The following is a 13441-nucleotide window of genomic DNA, read 5'->3' as shown; positions in this document are numbered from 1 at the left end:
CCGCCAGAAGGCGGAGCGGGCAGTCAGGTGCTGCGGGTCAGATCAACGAATTAGTCGAGGATCTTGGTGACGCGGCCAGCACCGACGGTGCGGGAGCCCTCGCGGATAGCGAAGCGCAGGCCCTCGTCCATGGCGACCGGCTGGATCAGCTCGACGGAGATGTCGACGTTGTCGCCGGGCATGACCATCTCGGTGCCTTCCGGCAGCTTGACGACGCCGGTGACGTCGGTGGTGCGGAAGTAGAACTGCGGGCGGTAGTTGTCAAAGAACGGCGTGTGGCGGCCGCCCTCGTCCTTGGACAGGACGTAGACGGAACCCTCGAAGTTCTTGTGGGGGGTGTAAGCGCCCGGCTTGACAACAACCTGGCCACGCTCGACGTCTTCACGGCCAATGCCGCGGAGCAGCAGGCCACAGTTGTCGCCAGCCTCGGTGTAGTCGAGCAGCTTGCGGAACATCTCGATACCGGTGACGGTGGTCTTCTGGGCCTTCTCCTGGATGCCGATGATCTCGACTTCCTCGTTGACCTTCAGCTGGCCACGCTCGACACGACCGGTGACGACGGTGCCACGGCCGGTGATGGTGAAGATGTCCTCGATGGGCATGAGGAACGGCTGATCGGTGGCGCGCTCCGGGTCCGGGATGGACTCGTCGCAGGCAGCCATGAGCTCGACGATGGAGTCGACCCACTTCTGCTCGCCGTTGAGGGCGCCCAGAGCGGAGATGTGGATGATCGGGGCATCCTCGTCGTAGTCCTGCTCAGCGAGAAGCTCGCGGACCTCCATCTCGACGAGCTCGATGATCTCTTCGTCGTCGACCATGTCGCACTTGTTCAGGGCGACGAGGATGTAGGGGACGCCAACCTGGCGAGCGAGGAGAACGTGCTCGCGGGTCTGGGGCATCGGGCCGTCGGTGGCGGCGACGACGAGGATCGCACCGTCCATCTGAGCGGCGCCGGTAATCATGTTCTTGATGTAGTCGGCGTGGCCCGGGGCGTCGACGTGCGCGTAGTGGCGCTTGGGGGTGTTGTACTCAACGTGGGAGATGTTGATCGTGATGCCACGCTCCTTCTCCTCCGGCGCCTTGTCGATGGCGTCGAATGCGAAGGCCTCGTTCTCATCCGGGTACTGGTCAGCCAGCACCTTGGTGATCGCGGCGGTGGTGGTGGTCTTGCCGTGGTCGACGTGACCGATGGTGCCGATGTTGACGTGCGGTTTGACGCGCTCGAATTTCGCCTTTGCCACTGTATGTCCTCCTGGACTTCATTGTGGCTACGTCTCTCGCAGCCACGGGTTTGACTTCATCCGTGTTCCAGCCCCGCCCTTGCGGACGAGACCCGGTATCACGGCCTCTTATTCATTATGTGCCAGTTACACGATCCTAGATTTACACCGGCCGATTTTCAAACCGCTTTAGCCTTGACCGTGCAAGGCGTGCGGGCGTGTCGGTCGGCTCGAATCGCGGACCTTCCTCACAGGGTAACGGCCAGCTCAGCATCACCGGAACTCGGGGTGATGTTCAGCAGGCCGCTACCCCGGTGAAGGAGTACTGCTGTGCGGTTCGGAACCCCAGCGGGCGTGACCGGGCACTCGGTCACGCCCGCGTGGAGAAGGGCTCCTACCCCGCGAGCGTCAGCGGCTGACGCTTAGGCGTTGCCGTTGCGCTCGTCGATGATCGTCTGCGACACGTTGGTGGGAACCTCGGCGTAGGAGTCGAAGATCATCGTGAAGTTCGCGCGGCCGGCAGTGCGCGAGCGCAGGTCACCGATGTAGCCAAACATCTCGGACAGCGGGACCTTGGCCTTGACGACCTTGGCGCCGGCGCGGTCGTCCATGGAGGACATCTGGCCACGGCGGGAGTTGATGTCGCCGATGACGTCGCCCATGTACTCCTCCGGGGTGGTCACCTCGACGGCCATGAGCGGCTCGAGCAGGACCGGCTTGGCCTTGCTCAGGGCCTCCTTGAGCGCCTGCGAACCGGCGAGCTTGAACGCCATCTCCGAGGAGTCGACGTCGTGGTACGCGCCGTCCTCGAGGGTGGCCTTGATGTTCACCAGCGGGTAGCCGGCGAGGTAGCCGTACTGCATCGCATCCTGCATACCGGCATCCACGGACGGGATGTACTCGCGCGGGATACGGCCGCCGGAGACGGCATTGACGAACTTGTAGTTCGCGTTCTCGCCCTCTTCCAGCTCCTCCGGGGTCGGTGCGTAGGGCTCGATGGAGATGATGACCTTTGCGAACTGGCCGGAACCACCGGTCTGCTTCTTGTGGGTGTAGCTGACGCTCTCCACAGCCTTGCGGATGGTCTCGCGGTAGGCGACCTGCGGGTTACCGATGTTCGCCTCGACCTTGTACTCGCGACGCATGCGGTCGACCAGGACGTCGAGGTGGAGCTCACCCATGCCGCCGATGACGGTCTGGCCGGACTCCTCGTCCAGGCGGACGGTGAAGGTCGGGTCCTCTTCGGAGAGCTTCTGGATAGCGGTACCCAGCTTCTCCTGGTCGGACTTCGTCTTCGGCTCGATGGCCACCTGGATAACCGGATCCGGGAAGTCCATGGACTCCAGGATGATCGGGTTGGCCGGGTCACACAGGGTGTCACCGGTGGAGGTGTCCTTCAGACCGATGAAGGCGTAAATGTTGCCGGCCACGGCCTCTTCGACCGGGTTCTCCTTGTTGGCGTGCATCTGGAACAGCTTGCCGATGCGCTCCTTCTTGCCCTTGGTCGAGTTCTGGACCTGCTGGCCCGGCTCGCAACGGCCCGAATAGACACGCACGTAGATCAGCTTGCCGAAGAACGGGTGAACGGCGATCTTGAACGCCAGGGCGGAGAAGGGCTCGTCGACGGAGGGCTTGCGGACCAGGTCCTCGTCCTCGCTGCCGACTGCGGTGCCGTGCACCTCGCCCACGTCGAGCGGGGTCGGGAGGTAATCGACCACGGCGTCGAGCAGCGGCTGGACACCCTTGTTGCGGTACGCGGTACCACAGAAGACGGGGTAGATCTCGGAGTTGACCGTCATCTTGCGCACGGCGGTCTTGATCTCCTCGATGGACAGCTCCTCGCCACCGAAGAACTTCTCCATGAGGGACTCGTCGGACTCGGCGACGGCCTCGAGCAGCTTCTCGCGGTACTCGGCAGCCTTCTCCTGGAGCTCGGCGGGGATCTCCTGGATCTGCGGCTCGGCTCCGACGTCGACCTTGCCCGGCCAGACGTAGGCCTTCATCTGGACGAGATCGACGACGCCGTCGAAGTCATCCTCAGCGCCGATGGGCAGCTGCATGACGAGGGGGCGGGCACCGAGGCGGTCCTCGATGGTGCCGACGGTGAAGTAGAAGTCCGCGCCGAGCTTGTCCATCTTGTTGACGAAGCAGATACGGGGGACGTCGTACTTGGCGGCCTGACGCCACACCTGCTCGGACTGGGGCTCAACGCCCTCCTTGCCGTCGAAGACGGCGACGGCGCCGTCGAGCACGCGAAGGGAGCGCTCGACCTCGACCGTGAAGTCCACGTGACCCGGGGTGTCGATGATGTTGATCTGGTTGCCCTCCCAGAAACAGGTGACGGCGGCGGAGGTGATGGTGATGCCACGCTCCTGCTCCTGCTCCATCCAGTCGGTGGTGGAGGCGCCGTCGTGGGTCTCGCCGACCTTGCGGTTGATACCCGTGTAGAACAGGATGCGCTCGGTGGTCGTCGTCTTACCGGCATCGATGTGGGCCATGATGCCGATGTTGCGAACCTTTTTCAGGTCCTTAAGCACTTCTTGTGCCACTGTGTTACCCCAACTTGTTTGTTGTTGCCGGTGTCGCGAATGCTTCTCGACGAACACCGTCTACGGACATTTCTGTTCAATTCTGCCACTAAATGCGTCTCACGGCAGCACTCGGATTTTCCAGCTACGTGGAAGGTGCCGTCGATACGCGCAAAGGGCCCGACCTGTGAACCTGGTCGCCCGGGTGGGCGACGCTGCTGCTCAGGTCGGGCCTGCGAGGTTCACATCTGTGAGGAACTACCAGCGGTAGTGGGCGAAGGCGCGGTTGGCCTCTGCCATCTTGTGGGTGTCCTCGCGACGCTTCACGGATGCGCCGAGGCCGTTGGAGGCATCGAGGATCTCGTTGGCGAGGCGGTCCATCATGGAGTTCTCACGACGCTGACGGGTGAAGGTCACCAGCCAACGCAGTGCGAGGGTGTTGGAACGCTCGGGGCGAACCTCGATGGGCACCTGGTAGGTGGCGCCACCGACACGGCGGGAGCGGACCTCGAGGTCGGGGCGGATGTTGCCCAGAGCCTTCTCCAGGGTGCCGACCGGTTCGGTGCCGGTCTTCTCGCGGCACTTCTCCAGCGCGCCGTAGACGATGCGCTCGGCGGTGGACTTCTTGCCGTCCAGGAGGATCTTGTTGACGAGCTGGGTGACCAGCTCAGACTGGTAGACTGGGTCCTTGACTACGGGACGCTTTGGTGCAGCATTCTTACGCATTGGTTATTACTGTCCCTTCTTCGCGCCGTAACGCGAACGAGCCTGCTTGCGGTCCTTGACACCCTGGGTGTCGAGTGCGCCACGGACGATCTTGTAACGGACACCCGGAAGGTCCTTCACACGACCACCGCGAACGAGCACCATGGAGTGCTCCTGCAGGTTGTGGCCCTCGCCCGGAATGTAGGCGGAAACCTCGATGCCGGAGGTCAGACGAACACGGGCGACCTTACGGAGCGCGGAGTTCGGCTTCTTCGGGGTGGTGGTGTACACGCGGGTGCAGACGCCACGACGCTGCGGGGAGCCCTTCAGGGCCGCGGTCGAGTCAAGGGACCTCTTGTCGTGGCGACCCTTGCGGACCAGCTGCTGGATAGTCGGCATGCTTCTCCTTCTTGATTGACGAATGTTCTTACTGGCGGGAATCAGCGGATTGTCCTGCAGACACAAAAATAACGGGGCTCTTTTCCAGGGCCCATCCGGTTGACGCCACAACACCATCTTGCGAAGGTGCGGGATTCCCACCAATAACGATGTGGGACTACCGTCGAGTCTAGCTGCCGCGCACGGTGCACACCAAATCACCTGCGGCGTCGCCGTCGCCGAGTTCCCACCCAGATACCGGCAACCTCCCAGCCTTTTGCGCTCCCCGCTCCGCGCGCGTGGACTTAATATTGCTCCATTCCGGCCCGGACAGTGGTCCGTGGAATCCACAGAATAGGACGAGCCATGAGTACTGCCCACGACAGCGTCACCAAGTATGTGCCCCACGCTGACCCGGAGGTGGTCGATGCGATGCCGCCACTGTCTCTGCATCCGACCCCGCCGAGCTGGTGACGGTCTAGGAGAACTTCCTCAAGAAGAAGCTGGGCCTCACGGATTCCGACGAGGTGCGGGACAAGGCGATCAAGGAAGTCCTCACGTCGATGAAGGACGGCTCATCGAATCCCCGCCTCGTCGTCTACTACCTTCTCGCGGAGAAGTTCAACAAGCTCGGCGTATTCCGCGGATGGGGTGCCGGGCGACGCTAATCGACGGCCGTCGCCCGCCCCAACCCACATCTCCCGGTCGCCTCGTTCCGCCGGGGAGAAACCCCCGCACCACCCGGGTGAGACCGCGTTTTGCCTGGTATATTTCCCGGAATGAAGCCCCTCTCGGAATCCGCAGGCACGCTGCGTTTCCTCGCATCCTCGGCCGGCCTGACCCCTCCCTCCGGCGGCGATCCTCTTGAGATCAGCTCCTCCGTACTCTCCCAGGTGTTCCCCGCGGGTCTGGGCAGTCCCACTCTCCCCCAGGAGATCCGTGACCTCGAGCTGACCGCTCACGCCGCCCAGCTGAAGGGCCGGGCCCTGCTGCACACCAGTGCGGACCCGTCCGAGGGACTCCGGTGGCTCGAGCTGGCCACGGAGGCCGCGTTCGTCTCTGGGGCGGACACGAACCGCGCCGAGGACCACCTCATCATGGCGGCGGCGCGTCATCGCCGCGGAGATTTCACCGGGGCCGCGCTGGATTTCTCGGCCGCGCACAGTGCTCTGCGCTCCCAGGGTCGTAGTTCCGTGTGGTCGGAGTACTCCGACAGTACGGACGACAACCATCGCAACGACCTGGCCTCTCGGGCGACCGATTTCCCCTTCTACACGTCGCGCCCGGAGGACAGCACTTCTACCCCGGCACGTGCTGAGACGCCCGCGGAGTCTCGGTCAAACACGAATGACCAGATGGGGTCCGCCTTCCGGGCCACCGTGAGCAAGGGCGCCCAGGCGATCAACGCCCTTCAGGAGAAGATCGACGAGTACAGCAGCGGTGAGCTCGGGCAGAACAACGTCGAGCGATTCAATCAGCGCTTCAACACTGCCCCGGAAGCCCCAGCGACCGATGCCACCGAAGCCACCGTCGATGACAAGCCCGCTCCGCTGAACGCGGCGATGAAATCTCTGCTGGAGCACCCCAACGAGTACCCCAGCGAAAAGGCGCGACGTTCTGTGTCGGAGATCCTCAACGACACCCCGCCCGACGATGCGCTCGCCACCGTGCAGGCCGCGCAGATCCTCCTCGAGGGAAACGGCCACTTCCCCCTGATGGCGCGCTACCTCGCCGGCCTCGAATACGAACTTGCTACGCGCCTCGACGACTCGTCGTCCATCGTGTCGGCACTATCGCGCATGGCACTGCTTTTGCGCAACGCGGCCCAGAGCAACGAAGAAAAGTCGGCCGCGTTTGAGATGGCCAGCTCCGCCAAGACCCAGGCCGCCGGGCTCCCCGTCTTCCCCGATCAAGCGCGCCCCGCGGCGGTCCTGTCACTGCTGTTCCTCACCGCCGGGATACTCGACGAGGCACTGGCTGAGCTCGCCCCGCCGATCGAAGCCGGCCAGATTGCACAGTCGAGCGATGCTCAGGAGCAGATTCTGCTGGGAGACCTCTATGCGGTTCTCTCCCGGATCCATCACGAAAGGTGGACAATCCAGAAGCAGGAGAGCGACCTGGAAGCAGTTTCCCGGAATCACCGGCAGGCGCTCGCGTTGTACAACGCCGCGGGCCAGCCCGATGGTTTCGAGCGCGCTCGGGTCCGTTATCAGCTCTAGCCCGCGCGGCCTATCGGTTCAGCGCACCGGTCTGGCCCGGCAGGGTGACGTCGACAAGCATCCGACCGAGCCGGCCAGTTCTCAGTAGTCGGTCCACCGTCGGCTCGCGGGGAGCCACGCGAGCACGGCTCCCATCGCGGCGATGATCGGCACGGGCCACAGGGTCGAGTGAAGCAGCAGGATCAGCGAGAGCACTGCCCACACCGTGAGCACGATCCGCCCGGCCGGGTAGGTGCGCAGAGAAAGGATCGCCCCGGTGACGGGGGCGAGGACGCCGAAGGCGAGAATCAGGAATTCGACGTTCTCGAAATACGGCGCGTTCAACCACCGGTCCGTGACGTAGAAGACCATGAACACGCTGGTGATGATCGCCGTCAGCGCCGCCCCCAGGAGTGGCCACGGGGCGCGGAAGATAGAGACCTCGAGCCCCCGGTTCGAGGGCCCGGCAGAAGACACGGGCGCTCCCACTCCGGTTGAGCCGCTCGGTGGCGCCGAGTGGTGGGCTGGCTGCGACCCGCCGCCGAAGGGGCTCGACGGTGACCCGAAGGGGCTGTTGTTTCCGCCGGTCACAGCCACTGCTCCCCTCGCTGCTGATGGTTCTCGGTCGTCGGCCAGAAGATGCCTGCGTCGTAGAGAAGCCACAGCACCGGATCCAGCACCCGGAAGGGCGCGATGCCGGTGCGATCCAACCGCGAACCCTGGGGCTGGCTGCCCAGCGAGGAGTTCACGAAGTACCTGACATCCATGCCGTAGATCTCGGCTTCCTGGCGGACGGTGTTGAGTAGAGTCCGGGCGTCCAGGCGCAGGAGCATTGACCGGATCTCCTCGTTGAGCAGCTCGGGGTCAGATCCCCAGTAAGACGGTTCGAGCTGCCTGTTGAAGGCCGCCCCGCGGTTTCCCATGATCTCCGCCCACCCCTCGTTGGCGCTGTTGGCCAGGCTGCGCAGGGTGTCGAACTTGGACAGGGCCACCGCGAGGCGCGGCCTCGGCCGCCCTTCCTGCGCGAGCGCGCCCGGCCGGATCACCTGCAGAAGGTTGTTGAGCACGTCGGTGGCATCGGCGCCGAGGGATTCCGCGGACACGGTGCCCTCCAGCAGCAGCCGGATCTCGCTGACCTTGAGCGGATCGAAGAGGTAGATCACCTCGTGGGCCCACTGGAAGAAGTCCAGCACGGACTGATCCTCGGGCAGTGATTCCAGGTCCTCGCCCGCCACATCGCGGAGCACGAGGAACACTTTTCGCTGCTCGCCCCCGTTGATGACGTGGAAGCCCAGGTCGTAGATGAGCGGGTCGCGCTGGTACGCCTCGGCAGATGAAACCGGCGGTGTCGAGGAGAGTAGGCCCATCTCCTCAAAGAACGGGTTTTCGTAATTGACGGCGTAGCTGTCCTTCGTCTGCCGGTTCGCGGGTTTCATCACCACGCCGTGCTCGTCCGCCAGCTGGCGGAGCAGCTTCACCAGCACGGCGACGTACAGGCTTTTTCCCGACGCACGGGCGCCCGCGAGCGCCACGCAGACCGTCAGCGAGCCAGGCCAGCCGTCGGGCAGTTCCCGGTTCGCCGACGGCGACATCGTGACTGTCGGGTCCATGGGCTGGAAGGTGTAGGGATCTCGCGTCAATCCGGGACTGTCGTCCATGGGCTGGTTCATCGGTAGATTCCTTCCCCGGTGCGGGCGTCTCCGGCACACGATTCGACGATGTGGGAGTAGACCTCATCCAGCCTCGGCGAGTTCTCCCGGATCTCCTGGGCCAGCTCTTCGGTGACACGCAGCACGCCAGGGGTGTCCGTCGCCGATCGCGAACCTTCCCGCGCACCCTTTCCGATGACGATGGTCAATCCGTGGGGTTCCACGCCGTAGGGTTCTTCGTCGCTGATGGCGAAGGAGGGCCGTCCAGGGACTCCCGCTTCTCGACGAACCCCCGAGCCAACCCGGTGAGCCCCCGCAGTGAGCGCGCGCAGGGCCGCGGCCTTCAGGTCCTCCCGGCTGTCAATCAGGTCAGGGCGGGAGGAATTTTCCGTGCTCACCTCGAATGGAGCGTCGGGGTTGAGGGCTCCGGCGATGCCGATGAGGATGTCGGCGGCCAGGGACATGTCTTCTTCGGTAGCCAGTGAAGAGAGGGAGGCGCTGGAGTCCAGAGCCAGGACGGTGGGAGTGCCGGGGGTGACGACGCCAGTGAGGTTCCGACGCCCGAGGTTCGCCCGCAGACCGGCCCGCAGGGTCGCGGCGGCTCCATCAAACGGGGTTTCCCCGCGGCCGGTGCCGGAGACGGACTCGATGACGAGCCTGTCCCCCTCATAGGAAAGGGTCCCGATCACCGTGTCGGAGCGCCCGTCCAGCGTCACGGGTTCAAACTCGACCCCCGTCGCCTGCGGGGTGCCCGGGCGGCCTCGCACCGCGGACACCCTGACCGTGGTCTCGGGCCCGAATTCGTCTCCTCGAAGCGGCTTGACTACGATCTTGATGAGCCCGGTCCCGGTCAACAGGCGGACTGCGGAGGCGCCGGCGTCGTTTGCCCGGGCGTCGCCCTGCAGTTCGAGGCGGACATTGGTCGAGTAACCCGGCGCGGGAGCTGCCTCGATGTGGATGGGGGAATGCGCCTCGACGGTCTCAGAGGCGTTCTCGGTGAGAGTGATGATCGGCATCGTGGTATCTCCTTAACGAATAGTCGGTCGTGGGTAGTCGGGCTGTCTCGGCTGGGTGCCCAGGGATTCCAGCAGGTCCCGCAGCGCCCGTTGCAGCGGCTGCTGCCGCAGCATCTCGAAGGCCTCGTTGAAGTTCCTGACCGGAACCTCCCACATCTCCTGTTGCGCCAGGCCCTTGGCTCCGGCGCGCAGTTCGAAGTCGTCCTCCAGCCGCCACCAGGGGAGCCAACCCACCTCGACCCACCTGTCCGGTGCCTGCACAAGGGCCACCACGGCGTATCCGAACGCCCGGACCTGCAGCCGCCTGAGCTCTCCCCGATTGTCGGTCGTGGCCAGCAGAACCTCGATGAGCCCCGGCCACCCGCGCTCTTCCGACTCTCGAACCCACATGGACCGCGAGCGGTGCCGATCCAGGAGAGCATGCAGGTAGGCGATGCGCTCGGGGCTAATCTCCCGGATCTCCGCCGCCTGCGTGCGCACCCGCGGCGGTAGGCTCTGCTTAAAGGGACGCTTTTCGACGACCGTCCCACCCTCCGCGGATTTATCGAAAGGATTCTTCCTCGGTTCCGCCACGGGCGGACCGGGCTGGGACTCCTGGGCCACGGCCGGCTGCTGCGCCGTCGGGGGCGTCACCCGCTCGGAGATCCTCGGACTGGTGGCCAGGGTCTCTGCTGCGCTCGGTGAGGTGACTTCCGAGACAAAGAGCTCCGACAGCTCGGTGACGGGGATCTCCTGCCCGGTCTCCACCACGAGGGAGGGGCGCTGCTCCTGCAGACTTCCCCGGGTGACACCCGAAAGAACATCAATGACATCGACGTTGCTGAAATTCTCGGCCACCTTGGCCGCGTCGTCGCGGGGAATCACCCAGATGCCGTACTTCGGGGGCCCTTCCCCGTCAATGGTGTGTGCGCGCTCGTACGTGGAGAACTGCACGTTCCGGGCGGTCCCTTCGTCGAGCGCCGACGTGATCAGCGTGAGCCACGCCCAGGCGTTTTTCGGATCATCCGCCAGGACCACCCTGGGTGCCTGCGTCTGAATCGTGTCCAGGACCGTGGCGGCGATACTGCGGACGTGATCCAGGCTGCGCCTGGTCTCCGCGATGAGGTGCTCCAGGGCCAGCCGCGGGGTCACAGAGGGATCAACCGCCAGCTCCCGTGACTCGATCCGCCTGTGGTTGACCTCCTTGTTGAAGGGCCTGAGCAGCGAGGGCGAATTCACCAGTGCCACCGGGTGGCAGTCGATCTGAGCCCCCTCGCCGAACACGTACACCGAGGTGAAGACATTGGAGGGACGCCCCGAGGCATCGGTGCCCGCCGGGGTCGAATGAATGAACAGCATCGTCTCCTGGTCAACCGGACTTCGACGCCACACCGCACGGTGGACGAGCTGTTTGAGCTCCTCCTCCCCCGCATAACGCGGCACCGGTGCCTCACCGGCCAGGTAGCTGGGTATCTGGCCCAGCAGCTGCTGCGCATCCTCCCGGGAGATCCCGTCGAGCTGCCCCACCCGCCAACCCGCAGGCTGACCATCCGCCGCGGCGAAGGCGGCGTACGTGAAAAACCCCGAGCATCTGGCGGACCCTGAATCCGTCATGGCTGCCTTCCTACCCTCTGCCGAAGAAGCCACGGCGCCTGGTGCCTGAGTTGTCTGGTTGCTGCGGTTCGACCTGCGGGCTGCGTCTCATCCAGTCGATCTGGTGCTGCCGGAGGATCCCACCGTTCGTGCACTCATCGGTGATGATCTGACGGATCTGGTCCCCGTACGGGTCCTCGTCCATGACCAGCAGAACGCGGAGAAAACCCTGCCCGGGGATCTGCTCCACGGGGATGAACCACCGCTGAGCCGTCTCTTCACTGCTGCCGATGTCACCGTTGGCAATGAGCACGGTGCCCGCGGGCGCGTCGAACGCCGGCCCTCCCAGGGCTGCACCGATGGTCCGGTCGCCATGGGACAGTGCCGTGCCCGCCAGCGGTTTCCTGGTGGGGTTGAAGACCACAGAGAAGTTGGGCGGGTTCATGATCTCCCGGCCGTCGCTCCAGATGCGCAGGCTGATCCCACCCGCCTGTGTAGCTGTCGGAACCTCGATGCACATGGAGTAGAGAAACTTCCACAGACCCGGATAGGAGACGATGGTCTCCTCCGCCCGGGTGGGCTTGTTTTCGTAGTACTTCTGCGGAGTAAGCACGACATCTTCGCCGCCGTTGTCGAGGAAAAGTTTCACCCCGCCCTGTTCCCGGTACTCCTCCTCGGTGAACTCCCGGACGATCTCCCGGTCCTCAGCGGTGGAGCCTTGAGGCTGCCGCTGCACCCTGACCAGGCTCGCGCCGCGTGGCCAACCGAATGTGACCAGCTGGTATCCGACAAACTCGCGGATCTCCGCGTCGTCGATGGTGTCCACGTGCTGCATGGCCACCGAGGGCCCCACCCGGGCGTAGTTGCCCAGCTTGACAACTGGGGTGACAAACACCTCGTCCCAGTCCTGGGGCCAGTAGACCTTCTGCGCGAGTTCCTCGTTGTGGCCGATGACGCCGAAGGGATGAGAAATGTTTCCTCCGTCGTCCATCCCCTCCTGCGACAGGGCCTCAGCTGGAATATCGTCCACCGTCAGATCAGGGCTGGGCCTGGTCTGCGTGAGGTACACGTGGAAGTCACCGACCGGCGGACCGTAGACGGAGAACGCGACCATCGGCCCGTTCTCGGTCTCGACGCGGTAGACGTCGTTGAACTCCACCTGCGCCAGTTCTCCCTTGATGTCGACCGTGTGCACGGGCGAAATCTGGCCGACAAGAACCGTGCCATCCGGGTGTTTGATCTCCGGCTGCAGCACAACCCGCTTGGTCACTCCCCGCTCGGGCGTGATGTATTCGAAGCGCATCGGCTGGACAAAATCCTCGCGCAGCTGGAACTCCGAGCTGTCGGGACGCGCGTTTGCCTTGACATCGGACACAAACACCCGCATGTGGTGATGACCCGGCAGGGCGGTCCATGTTCCCGCAATCACTCCCTCGCCCGCCGTCAGTTTGATCCCGCGCACAGGGAAGATCACCAGCACGCGCCCGACCAGCTCCGGCTGAGAGACCAGCGCTGAGGCATCGTCCGCACCCCGGTACACCCACACCTGATACTCGCGGAATGCCTCGTTCGACGGGACCGGGTCCTCGAAGTACACCCCCTCCGTGAACGCCAGCTGCTCGTTGATCTCCGGGTTCGGGGTGGCACCGATGTTCGTGGTGGCCACGATCCGGTAGAACACCACCGGGTCATCCGAGTACCTGCTCCAGGCCAGCTCGACACGCGGCGCCTGGTCGGTGTCTGTCCCGGCGAGGTTCAGGAACTGGTACTCCACGCCGGGGGCTTCGGCTTCGTCCGCTCCCCACTGGTACGGGGAAAGCAGGCTGGGGTCGAGTTCGAAGACCTGGTCCGGATTGAACCGTCTTTTCGCCGCAACAGTGGCAGCGAGCTTGAACCGCTCCCCCAAGTTCGACTTCGATGCGGGGGCCTGCTCCGGTTCGGGGGCGGCTTCCTCCCGGGGGGTCGGTTCAGGTGTCGGCTCTGATTCAGGCTCAGCAGTCAACAGCGATTCGTCCTCGAGAAGCAGATCGAGAATGGGTTGTGCCAGGTAGCGCAGATCCTCCGGAAGTAGGGCGTCCACCGAGTCGTACGTGAGGTGGGTGAGCCCCATGATGGAGCGAAGGACATCCCGGGGCACCTGAGCGATCTGCTCCCGTTGTTCAACGGTGACCATGT

The 13441-nt window shown here is 64.5% G+C and carries 11 protein-coding genes; 2 read left to right on the top strand and 9 right to left on the bottom strand.

The window, feature by feature from the left end; translation table 11 throughout:
* Nucleotides 1-50: 50 nt before the first annotated feature.
* The 4 genes from tuf to rpsL form a co-directional block, all read right to left on the bottom strand.
* Complete coding sequence (gene tuf / locus CDOO_RS02655; protein ID WP_018021302.1) at nucleotides 51-1241, bottom strand: elongation factor Tu; 1191 nt, start codon at nucleotides 1239-1241, stop codon at nucleotides 51-53.
* A gap of 401 nt (nucleotides 1242-1642) precedes the next feature.
* Complete coding sequence (fusA, locus tag CDOO_RS02650; RefSeq protein ID WP_026159269.1) at nucleotides 1643-3769, bottom strand: elongation factor G; 2127 nt, start codon at nucleotides 3767-3769, stop codon at nucleotides 1643-1645.
* Nucleotides 3770-4006: 237 nt separating this feature from the next.
* Nucleotides 4007-4474, bottom strand: a complete 468-nt coding sequence (gene rpsG / locus CDOO_RS02645; protein ID WP_018021304.1) for a 30S ribosomal protein S7 — start codon at nucleotides 4472-4474, stop codon at nucleotides 4007-4009.
* A 6-nt stretch (nucleotides 4475-4480) separates the two neighbouring features.
* Nucleotides 4481-4852, bottom strand: a complete 372-nt coding sequence (gene rpsL, locus CDOO_RS02640) for a 30S ribosomal protein S12 (protein ID WP_018021305.1) — start codon at nucleotides 4850-4852, stop codon at nucleotides 4481-4483.
* Between the two features lie 506 nt (nucleotides 4853-5358).
* Here rpsL and CDOO_RS14250 point away from each other — a divergent pair.
* Both CDOO_RS14250 and CDOO_RS02630 read left to right on the top strand, forming a co-directional pair.
* Nucleotides 5359-5499 carry a DUF2853 family protein gene (locus tag CDOO_RS14250; RefSeq protein WP_018021306.1) on the top strand — a complete coding sequence of 47 codons (141 nt, stop codon included), beginning with the start codon at nucleotides 5359-5361 and terminating at the stop codon, nucleotides 5497-5499.
* A 111-nt stretch (nucleotides 5500-5610) separates the two neighbouring features.
* Nucleotides 5611-7050: a hypothetical protein gene (locus CDOO_RS02630; protein WP_018021307.1), complete on the top strand. Its 1440-nt coding sequence runs from the start codon at nucleotides 5611-5613 to the stop codon at nucleotides 7048-7050.
* An 81-nt stretch (nucleotides 7051-7131) separates the two neighbouring features.
* Here CDOO_RS02630 and CDOO_RS02625 read toward each other — a convergent pair whose 3' ends face one another.
* The 5 genes from CDOO_RS02625 to CDOO_RS02605 form a co-directional block, all read right to left on the bottom strand.
* On the bottom strand, nucleotides 7132-7506 hold the full coding sequence (locus CDOO_RS02625) for a hypothetical protein (RefSeq protein ID WP_018021308.1): 375 nt from the start codon (nucleotides 7504-7506) through the stop codon (nucleotides 7132-7134).
* A gap of 110 nt (nucleotides 7507-7616) precedes the next feature.
* Nucleotides 7617-8699, bottom strand: coding sequence for a TRAFAC clade GTPase domain-containing protein (locus CDOO_RS02620; protein ID WP_018021309.1), 1083 nt, complete (start codon nucleotides 8697-8699; stop codon nucleotides 7617-7619).
* Nucleotides 8696-9694 (bottom strand): hypothetical protein, encoded by a 999-nt coding sequence (locus CDOO_RS02615; protein ID WP_018021310.1) that lies wholly within the window; start codon nucleotides 9692-9694, stop codon nucleotides 8696-8698. Before CDOO_RS02615 ends, CDOO_RS02620 begins: the two co-directional genes overlap by 4 nt.
* A 12-nt stretch (nucleotides 9695-9706) precedes the next feature.
* Nucleotides 9707-11287, bottom strand: coding sequence for a GAP1-N2 domain-containing protein (locus CDOO_RS02610; RefSeq protein WP_020384555.1), 1581 nt, complete (start codon nucleotides 11285-11287; stop codon nucleotides 9707-9709).
* A 10-nt stretch (nucleotides 11288-11297) separates the two neighbouring features.
* Nucleotides 11298-13439 carry a SaeA-related protein gene (locus tag CDOO_RS02605; protein WP_018021311.1) on the bottom strand — a complete coding sequence of 714 codons (2142 nt, stop codon included), beginning with the start codon at nucleotides 13437-13439 and terminating at the stop codon, nucleotides 11298-11300.
* Nucleotides 13440-13441: the final 2 nt, after the last annotated feature.

The sequence above is a fragment of the Corynebacterium doosanense CAU 212 = DSM 45436 genome, assembly GCF_000767055.1.
Lineage (GTDB): Bacteria > Actinomycetota > Actinomycetes > Mycobacteriales > Mycobacteriaceae > Corynebacterium > Corynebacterium doosanense.
Note: the sequence above shows the minus strand (reverse complement) of the source record. Positions and strands in the feature narration are given on the sequence as shown.